At 75.6% G+C, this 8,618-nt stretch carries 10 protein-coding genes and 1 pseudogene; 7 read left to right on the forward strand and 4 right to left on the reverse strand.

Annotated elements, in window-relative coordinates:
* The 4 genes and pseudogenes from Ani05nite_RS41730 to Ani05nite_RS40590 all read right to left on the reverse strand — a co-directional run.
* Positions 1-144 (reverse strand): annotated as a pseudogene (locus Ani05nite_RS41730) (ABC transporter ATP-binding protein); the annotation flags it as partial.
* A 23-nt stretch (positions 145-167) separates the two neighbouring features.
* On the reverse strand, positions 168-971 hold the full coding sequence (locus Ani05nite_RS40580) for a cupin domain-containing protein (RefSeq protein WP_203777529.1): 804 nt from the start codon (positions 969-971) through the stop codon (positions 168-170).
* Positions 968-1,498 carry an RNA polymerase sigma factor gene (locus Ani05nite_RS40585; RefSeq protein WP_203777543.1) on the reverse strand — a complete coding sequence of 177 codons (531 nt, stop codon included), beginning with the start codon at positions 1,496-1,498 and terminating at the stop codon, positions 968-970. Before Ani05nite_RS40585 ends, Ani05nite_RS40580 begins: the two co-directional genes overlap by 4 nt.
* A gap of 85 nt (positions 1,499-1,583) precedes the next feature.
* The gene (locus Ani05nite_RS40590; protein ID WP_203777531.1) at positions 1,584-2,612 is read right to left on the reverse strand and encodes an FAD-dependent monooxygenase; all 1,029 of its coding nucleotides are present in this window, start codon (positions 2,610-2,612) and stop codon (positions 1,584-1,586) included.
* Positions 2,613-2,681: 69 nt separating this feature from the next.
* Between Ani05nite_RS40590 and Ani05nite_RS40595 the strand changes: the two genes are divergently transcribed.
* From Ani05nite_RS40595 to Ani05nite_RS40625, 7 genes are all read left to right on the forward strand, one after another.
* Entirely contained in the window at positions 2,682-3,182 is a 501-nt protein-coding gene (locus tag Ani05nite_RS40595; protein WP_239131115.1) for a hypothetical protein, read from the forward strand.
* A gap of 2 nt (positions 3,183-3,184) precedes the next feature.
* Positions 3,185-4,312, forward strand: a complete 1,128-nt coding sequence (locus Ani05nite_RS40600) for an MAB_1171c family putative transporter (RefSeq protein ID WP_203777533.1) — start codon at positions 3,185-3,187, stop codon at positions 4,310-4,312.
* Between the two features lie 184 nt (positions 4,313-4,496).
* Complete coding sequence (locus tag Ani05nite_RS40605) at positions 4,497-5,006, forward strand: hypothetical protein (protein WP_203777535.1); 510 nt, start codon at positions 4,497-4,499, stop codon at positions 5,004-5,006.
* A 148-nt stretch (positions 5,007-5,154) separates the two neighbouring features.
* Complete coding sequence (locus tag Ani05nite_RS40610; protein ID WP_203777537.1) at positions 5,155-5,820, forward strand: SDR family oxidoreductase; 666 nt, start codon at positions 5,155-5,157, stop codon at positions 5,818-5,820.
* A complete protein-coding gene (locus Ani05nite_RS40615) occupies positions 5,817-6,644 on the forward strand; it encodes a sigma-70 family RNA polymerase sigma factor (protein ID WP_239131116.1) in 828 nt (275 codons plus the stop codon). Before Ani05nite_RS40610 ends, Ani05nite_RS40615 begins: the two co-directional genes overlap by 4 nt.
* Before the next feature lie 135 nt (positions 6,645-6,779).
* Positions 6,780-7,961, forward strand: a complete 1,182-nt coding sequence (locus Ani05nite_RS40620) for an MFS transporter (protein ID WP_203777539.1) — start codon at positions 6,780-6,782, stop codon at positions 7,959-7,961.
* A gap of 41 nt (positions 7,962-8,002) precedes the next feature.
* Entirely contained in the window at positions 8,003-8,590 is a 588-nt protein-coding gene (locus Ani05nite_RS40625) for a GNAT family N-acetyltransferase (protein ID WP_203777541.1), read from the forward strand.
* The last annotated feature ends 28 nt before the right edge of the window (positions 8,591-8,618 follow it).

The following is an 8,618-nucleotide window of genomic DNA, read 5'->3' on the forward strand; positions in this document are numbered from 1 at the left end:
TAGTCCGTGCACGCCGGTGCCGAGGCTCAGGTCGAGGCCGTCCACGGCCAGGTGCCGCCCGGCCCGCACCCGCAACCCCTCGGCGTGCACCACCCACGGGTACGAGGTCGGCGCCGTCTCGGCCGCGCTCACCATCCGGATCATCACATCTCCACGGGGGTCCGGTCTCAGTTGTAGCTGGACAGCCGCCGGTAGTCGCCGACGCGGGCGCCGGCGACAGCCACCAGCGCGGCGGTGGCCAGCGCCCACAGCGGGATGCTGCCGGGCCGCAGGACCACCGGCAGCTCGGCGTCGGCGATGCCGGGCAGCACCACGGCGCCCGCCCACACCGCGCCGACCGCGATCGCCGCGCGGCGCACGCCGGTCAGGCCGCCCAGCGCGATGGTGGCGGCGGTGCAGGTCAGCGCGGGCAACAGCACCAGGGCCAGCGAGGCGCCCGTACCCGCGCCGGCCAGGGCGAGCAGCGGCACCACGACGCCCAGCACGGCCGCGGTGCGCCGCAGCAGCATGGTCAGCCCGGTGGCCGGCGTGCCGGCGATCAGCTCCCAGGCCGGGTCGGCCCGGCGGCTCCAGGCCACCGCCACGCCGGGCAACGGGGCCACCGGCGCCAGCAGCAGCACCAGCGACGGCAGGGCGGTCTGCAGGCTGTCCAGCAGCAGCGCGCAGCCGAGCACCCCGGCCGTCATGGTCAGCCACGGCAGCAGCGCCCAGACCAGCCAGCGCCGGTGCAGAGCCGACCACGGCCGGCGGACCGGCTGCGGCGGCGGCCCGGCGGCGATGCCGCGGTCGAGCCCGGCCGCCACCCGCTCCAGCAGCGCCCGGGTCGGCCCGGTCGTGCTGCCGGCCAGCCGGGCCCGGCAGTCGGCGCAGGTCTCGAGGTGGACCTCGACCGACCACACGGCGGCGTCGTCGAGGCCCGGGCCCCCGTCGGCGTACCGGGCGAGCACGGCCAGGGTGGGGTGCGTGGTCATGAGAGTGCCTCCCGCAGAGCGATCCGGGCCCGCCGGGCGCGGGACTTGACCGTGCCCTCCGGCACGCCCAGCAACAACGAGGTCTCCCGGACGGACAACCCGTCGAGGACCATGGACCGCAGCACCAGCCGCAGCTCGGCGGGCAGCCTGAGCAGGGCCTGTTCCAGGTCCTGGCCGATCCGCCCGGCCATGACCTCGTCCTCGGCGGCCGGAGCGGTCACCGCGGTGAGGGCGACGGCCGGCAGCTGGGCCTGCCGGGCGCGCCGGCGGAACGCGTCGACCAGCCGGTTGGCGGCGATCGTCCACAACCAGCCGACCGCGCTGCCCGCGGCGGCCGCGCCGGCGAAACCGCCAGCCGCACGCCAGACCGCGAGGTAGGTCTCCTGCAGGACGTCGGCGACCACGTCCTCGTCGGCGCACCGGCGGCGCAACCGCACGGCCAGCCACGGCGAGGTCCGGCGGTACAGCTCGTCGAACGCCCGCCGGTCACCGCCGGCGGTGCGGCGCACGAGGTCCTCCTCGTCCATCGCGTCCAGGCTTCGTCTCACACCGGGCAAGACGAAGCGCGGCCCGGACCGGTTCACCGCGGGCCGTGACGCGCGTCACATCGGCTCAGCGCCGGCCCATCGCGGCGCTGGCCGCCACGGTCTCCTCGGTCTGCGCCCGCCGCGTCGCCGAGTACGCCGCGAACGCCGCCGCCGGCTCCCGGTGCTCCCGCAGGGCGGCGGCCAGCGCGACGGCGTCCTCGAGGGCCATCGACGCGCCCTGGGCCGCCGCCGGTGACGCGGCGTGCGCGGCGTCGCCGGTCAGCACCATTCGGTCGTTGTGCCAGTGCGGCGTCGTGGGGATGTCGTACGAGTCGCCGCCCACCACGTCCCCGCCGGTCGCCGCGACGATTGCCGCCGCCGGGGTGGCGTCGTCGCGCACGGCCGCCAGCACCAGCTCACGCCACTGGGCGGCGGTCGTCCCGCCGGGCCGGGGTGCGCCCGGCAGCCGGGCGAACCACCAGGTCCGCCCGTCGCCGGGGGCGGTGAAGCCGAAGAAGGCCCGGCCGCCGAACACCATGTGGTACGCGTCCGGCGCGCCCCCGGCCGGGTTGCCCGGCGCGTACCCGTAGACGACGTGCTGGCCGGTGTGGCGCGGGCCGGGCGCCTGCCGGTCGATGAGGCGGCGGGTCGGCGAGTGCAGGCCGTCGGCGCCCACCAGGATCGACCCCTGGGCCCGGCCGCCGTCGGCGAAGGTCACCTCCACCCCGCCGCCGGTGACGGCCGCGGCCGTCAGCCGCTTGCCGTGGATCACCGGGATCCCCCGGGCGGCCGCCAGGTCCTGCAGCACCCGGTACAGCGTGGCCCGGCTCAGCGTGCGGGCCGGACCGGCGATGGCCCGGTGCTCGAGGTGGTGCCCCCCGGCGTCGAACAGCTCCACCGCCGCGGCCGGGTACGACGCCTCGGTGACGGCCCGGGCGGCGCCGATCTCCGCCAGGGCGGCCATGCCGTTGGCCATCACGGTCAGGAACGCGCCGGCGTCTTCGCCACCGGAGGCGTGCGCCTCGTAGACGACCGGCGCGAGGCCGGCCCGGTGCAGGGCGAGCGCGGTGGCGGCGCCGGCGACACCGCCGCCGGCGATGAGGACCTCGGTCATCAGCGTTGGCTATCCTTCGATGGCCGTCCCCCGGCGGGCGGCGCCGGGCGGCGGGAGGGCGGACACGACGTGAGCGATCGCAGGCTCCGCCGGCGGTGCCGGACGATGCTGCGCGAGCTGGACATCCGGCCGCCGCTGGACGTCCGGGAGCTGTGCGGGCGGCTGGCCCGCCATCGCGGCCGGCCGATCCGTCTGGTGGCCCATCCGATCAAGGTGCCGGGGCCGTTCGGGCTCTGGTTCATGACGGAGTCCATGGACGTCATCTTCTACCAGCAGCACACCACCCGGCCCCATCAGGATCACATCATTCTGCACGAGATCGGTCACCTGGTCGCCGATCACCCCAGCGACGAGGGCGACGACCAGGCCTGGGGCTCGCTGGAGCCGGGCGAGCGCCCCGGCGGCGCCACCCGCGCCCTGCGCCGCACCTGCTACGACTCCGCCCACGAGCGCGAGGCGGAGCTGATCGCCACGTACATCCTGCAGTGGGCCAGCGTGCTCAACCCGCTGTACCCGGCCGGCGCCGAGCCGCTGGGCTCGTCGCTGTCACACCATCAGGGCTGGTTGTAGCGGTGGCCCCGGTCCTGCTGGCCACCATCGTCGCGGCACTGTGGACCGGCCTGCTCAACAAGGTCGTCCAGCTCTGGCGGGCGCCGGAGGACCTGCCGCTGCGCGCGCTGGCCGCGTGCGTGGTGAGCGCGACGCTGACCTTCACGGCCAACCTGCCGCCGCTCGAGCCGCTGCTCGACCGGGCCGGCCCGGGGGTACGCAGCATCGTGGTCAACGTCGGCACGATGGCAGCCGCGTACTTCCTGCTCGCGTTCTTCACCTACGCCATGCGCGGTCCCGCCGCCCGCGGCGCCGTACGGTGGCAGGCCCTGCCGCTGGCCGCCGCGGTCCTGGTCGCCGTCGCGGCCTGGGCCCTGGCCCCGCCCGCGGTGCGCGCCGACCCCGCCGAGACCGCCAACGGCGCGAACCCGCACGCCACGGTCTTCGTGGTGGCGGTGCTCGGCTACATGGCGTACGCCCACGCCCGGTCCCTGCGCTGGTCGATCGCGTACGTGCGCGCCGCCCGCACCGCCCGGCTGCGCCGCGGACTGATCATCGTCAGCGTGGCCGTCTGCGCGTTCCTGGTCGCCGACGCCACCCGGTCGCTGCTGGCGGCGCTGCAGGCGGTGACCGCGCCGCCCGCCGGCGTGGTCAGCGGGTTCCGCCTGATCTACCTGAGCGGGGTGGGCGCCGGCACGCTGTCCTTCGTGGTCGGCGTCAGCTACGCGGCGGTCGTCGGCATGCTGGTCTCGGTGCCGCTGTGGCGCGCGCACCGGCGGCACTACCGCCAGCTGCAACCGCTGTGGGCCGCCATGCACCGGGCGTTCCCGCAGCTGCGGCTGGGCCGCGTGCCGGCCACCTCGTGGCGCGCCCGGCTGGGCTGGGACAGCGCCCACTACCGGTTCTACCGCCGGGTCGTCGAGATCCGGGACGGGCTGGTGCTGCTGGGGCCGTACTACGACATCTCGGCGACCGGCGGCGCGGAGCACGACGAGGGGCGCTGGGCCGCGGTGATCCACGCGGCGCTGCGGGCGAGGGAGGCGGAGAGCCCGATCGTCGACGCCGACCCGGTGCTGCTGCCGGGCGGCGACGACCTGGAGAGCGACGCCCGTGTCCTCGCGGGCATCGCGCGCGCGTTCGCCGGGCGGTGAGGCCCGCCGGCCGGCGCGCGCGGGCCCGTTCTCGGCCGCCCCGTGATCGGCCGGAGCGGACCCGCGATGGTCCTTTGTCGTCCCGAAACTATCTTTGCGACACTATATTTTACTGCTGACCCCGGTCAAGGCGGATCCGCGACCGAACGGTTAACCGTAGCTGACAGGTGCAGGAGCCTCGACCATGCCCGACCACCCCGACCGGCCACCGGCCACGGTCGCCGCCCGGCTCAACCAGTTGTTCGCCACCATCACCTGGACCGACGAGCGGGGACGCACCCGGGAATACTCCAACCCCCAGGTGGCCCGGGCGATCACCGACGATCCGGCGCACGACACCAGCGTGTCGCGGGTCTACCTGGCCACCCTGCGCTCGGGCGCCAACGCCAATCCGACCGTCGCCGTGCTGAAGGCGATCGCCAAGTTCTTCGACGAGCGCCGCCCGGCCGGCCGGCCGCCGGTCACCGCCTCGTTCCTGCTCGGCGAGGACGACCCGGCCGGCGAGGACCCGGAGGCCCGCGAGCTGCGCCACAAGCTGGCCGACCGGCAGGTCCGCATGATCGCCATGCGGGCCGGCGACATGTCACCGGCGGTACGCCGCCAGGTGCTGCGGATGCTCGACGTGCTCGGCCAGACGGGCGACCCGGGGTCCTCCCCCGGCGACGGGAGCGACAATGGACCGTCCCCCGGTTAGACAGGCCGGTCCCCGTCGTTTAAGTTGTTCCTACGGTGCCGTTGCGAGTTCTTCCCCCGTGGAATTCGCAGCGGCACTTCTTCTTGTTACCCTAATTTCTTCCCGCCCGGACCGATGACTCCGGGGCGCCCCCGTGGTCTCGACAGGCATGACAGCCATAGTTACCGGCGCCGGCCGTGGATTCGGCCGCGCGATCGCCACCGCCCTGCGCGAAACCGGCCGGACCGTCGTCGGCGTGGCCCGCACGCCGGCCGAGGGCCTCCCCTACGACATGGTCACCGCCGACGCCGCGGATCCGGCCGTGGCGCTCGCCCTGGTCCGGCGGCACCGCCCGCGGGTGCTGGTGCTCAACGCCGGGGTGATCCCGGCGATGGGCCCGATCGACACCCTCGACTGGGCCGACTTCGAACGCAACTGGCAGGTCGACACCCGGCACGTGTTCGAGTGGACGAAGGCGGCGCTGCGCCTGCCGCTCGCGCCGGGCAGCGTCGTGGTCGCGATGTCGAGCGGGGCGGCGTTGCGCGGATCCCCGGTCAGCGGCGGGTACGCGGGCGCGAAGGCGGCGATCCGGTTCATCGCCGGCTACGGCGCCGACGAATCGACCCGGCGCGGGCTGGGCCTGCGCTTCGCCACGGTGCTGCCGCCGCTGACCCCGGCCACCGAGCTGGGCCGGGCCGGCGTGGCCGGTTACGCCGCGCGCAACGGCACCGCGCCCGACTACCGGGTGACGGTGACCGCCGACCAGGTCGCGCGGCGCGTGCTCGACGTGATCGACGGCTCCGGGGCGTACACCGAAGAGGTGGTGGCGGGGTGACGCCGGCCGGTGCCGACTTCGCCGCGGCCGCCGAGCCGCTGCGGGCCGAGCTGCTGGCGCACTGCTACCGGCTGCTCGGCTCGCGGCACGACGCCGAGGACGCGGTGCAGGAGACCTACCTGCGGGCGTGGCGCGCGTACGACCGGTTCGAGGGCCGCTCCACGCTGCGCCGCTGGCTGTACGCGATCGCCACCCGGGCCAGCCTGACCGCTATCGAGCAGCGGTCCCGGCGGGCGTACCCGCTGGAACCGCTGCCCGACTCCCTCATCGGGGGCGACGACCCGGCGGCGGCGGTCGCCGCGCGGGCCGGTGTCCGGCTGGCGTTCGTGGCCGCGTTGCAGCGTCTGCCCGCCCGGCAGCGCGCGGTCCTGGTGCTGCGGGACGTGCTGCAGTGGCCGGCGGCCGAGGTGGCGCAGCTGCTCGACATGACCGGCGCCGGCGTGAACAGCGCCCTCCAACGCGCCCGGGCCACCCTCGCGCGGCTCGATCTGGACCTCGACGACGTGGCCGAGCCGGCGGACACCACGGTGCTCGACCGGTACGCCGCCGCTTTCGAGCACGCCGACGTGGGCCGCCTGGCCGACCTCGTCCGGGACGACGTCGTGCTGGACATGCCGCCGCGGGCCCGGACCTACCACGGGCGCGAGGCGGTGCTGGGCTTCCTGGCCGGGAAGGTGCACGGGCGGAGCTGGCGTGTGGTGGCGACCCGCGCCAACGGGCAGGCCGCCTTCGAGTGCCACCTGCCGGAGGGCCTGCACGCGCTGCACGTGCTGACGTTCCGGGACGGCCGGATCGGGCGGATCACGGTGTTCCTCCAGGAGTGACCGCCGCGCCGGCGCCCCCGGCGGACTCCCGGTGACACCGGCCGTTTCCGCCTCTCGACGTGGCGGCGGTCACGTGCCAGAGTGAGCGCCCATGGAGATCGTGAACAATTCCCACGTTCGTCGATCGGCCCGGCGATGACCCGATCCGAGCCCACCGGCGGCGCCCGCGCCCGCTGGATCGGCGCCGGCTACGCGGCGCAGGGTCTTGGCTACGCGGCGGTGGTCACCGCGCTGCCGATGTTCAAGGAACGCCAGGGCCTCGACGACGCCGCCGTCTCGGTGATCCTGCTGCTGGTGGTCGTGGCGGCGGCGGGCGGCTCGCTGCTGGCCGACGCGGTCGCCGCCCGGTGGGGCAGCCGCTTCGCCCTGGCCGGCGGCCTGCTCGCGGTCGGCGCCGGGCTGGGACTGACCACATTCGCCACGCCGACCGCCGTGTTCGTCGCGGTCCTCATCGGGTACGGCGTGGGCCTCGGCACCGTCGACGCCTCGCTGAGCATGCAGGGGGTGCTGGTCCAGGCCCGGCTGGGCCGCAGCGTCATGAACCGCCTCTTCGCGGCCTACACGGCCGCCGCCTTCGCCGCCGCCCTGCTGATGTCGGCGTTCGTCGCGGGCGGGGCGGGCGCCGGCGTGGCGGTCGGCATCGCCGGGGCGTTCGCCGCCGCGGTCGCCCTGGCCGGCTGGCGGGGGTACGAGCCGGCGCGCACCGTGATGCCCGACCTCACCGGCCACCGCCATCCGCGCGACGGCACCCGCCGGGTCGTGCTGATCTGCGGCACGCTGGTCTTCACCGCGTTCCTGGCCGACTCCGCCGTGAGCACGTGGAGCTCGGTGTACCTGCACGACTCGCTGCTGGCCGCCGACTCGGTGGCCCCGCTCGGCTACGCGGCGTACCAGGTCGCGGTGCTGCTGTCCCGGCTGGTCGGCGACCATGTCGTGCCCCGGGCCGGCGTGGTCGCCACGGCGGCCGCGGCGTTGCTGGCCTGCGCGGTCGGCTGCGGCCTGGTGGCCGCGGTCCCGTCCGTCGTCGTGGCCGTCGCCGGTTTCGCCCTCACCGGCCTCGGGGTCGGCGTGCTGGTGCCGCTCGCGTTCAGCGCCGCCGGGCACGCCGTGCCGGGCGCCAGCGACGAGGTCATCGCCCGGGTCAACCTGTTCAACTACGGCGGCGCGCTGATCGGCGCGGTCGTGCTCGGCCTGCTCTCCGACCCGATCGGGTTGCAGCTGGCCTTCCTCGTGCCGGTGGTGGGGCTGCTGCTCACCCTGCCGGTGGTCCGGCAGCTGCGGCGGCTCACGCCCGCGCCCGCCCCGGCGCTGCTCTGAGCCGGGGCGCGGAGGGGCGACGCCGCACCTAGGATCGGGCCGTGCCTCAGCCGATCCTGACGACCGACCGGATGGTGCTGGTCCCGCTGGCCGAGCACCACCTCGAGCACGAGGTGGAGCTCGACGCCGACCCGGAGGTCCTGCGCTACCTGTTCGGCCGCGCGCGCCCCCGCGACGAGGTGATCACCGCCCACGCCCGGCGGATGGCCCTGGGCCGCGTCGTCGACGGCCTGGGCTACTGGACGGCGTTCCGGCGCGGCGCCGGCGAGGAGCCGGACGCGTTCATCGGCCTCATGATGCTGCCGCCGGCGAACGGGCCCGACCAGCCGGACGATCCCACCGTCGCCGAGCTCGGCTACCGGCTCGCCCGCCGGCACTGGCGGCAGGGCCTGGCCACCGAGGCGTCGCGCGCCCTGCTGCGGCACGCGTTCGCCACCGTCGGGGTGCGCCGGGTGATCGCGCAGACCATGGCCGTGAACGTCGGTTCCCGGGGCGTGCTGGAGGCGGTCGGCCTGCGGCACGTGCGCACGTTCTTCCCGGTGTGGGACGACCCGCTGCCGGGCGCCGAGCTCGGCGAGGTCGAGTACGAGCTGACCCGCGGGACATGGCTGAAGGGGCGGCGCCCGTGACGGGTGCCGCCCCTTCGAGTAAGCGTTC

Origin of the sequence: Actinoplanes nipponensis, assembly GCF_016862275.1 — a bacterium.
Classification (GTDB): domain Bacteria; phylum Actinomycetota; class Actinomycetes; order Mycobacteriales; family Micromonosporaceae; genus Actinoplanes; species Actinoplanes nipponensis.